This window comes from Sciscionella sediminilitoris (assembly GCF_000737195.2).
GTDB lineage: Bacteria > Actinomycetota > Actinomycetes > Mycobacteriales > Pseudonocardiaceae > Sciscionella > Sciscionella sediminilitoris.
In genome coordinates this window covers 1-224 of record NZ_JALM01000207.1, presented here as the reverse complement: position 1 = coordinate 224, position 224 = coordinate 1, and the positions used below count along the sequence as shown (strand labels likewise).

Sequence of the window (224 nt, the reverse complement as noted above, 5' to 3'; positions counted from 1 at the left end):
GTGGCGGGTTCGCCGCCGCGGCCGCGGCCGGCCGGACCTTCAGCGCGGCGAAGAGCCAGGGCGGTCCGGTTCGCCAGGAGAAACCGGCCGAGGGCGGGCTGTTCGACCTGACCCCGAGCGATGAACAGCGCATGATCGCCGAGACCGTCGGTGAGCTCGCGGCCGAGGTGCTCCGGCCGGCCGCGGCCGAGGCGGACACCGCCACCGCCGCGCCGCGTGAGGTG

At 76.8% G+C, this 224-nt stretch carries 1 pseudogene; it reads left to right on the top strand.

Annotated elements, in window-relative coordinates:
* Nucleotides 1–224: pseudogene (locus tag AD72_RS37445) on the top strand (acyl-CoA dehydrogenase family protein); the annotation flags it as partial.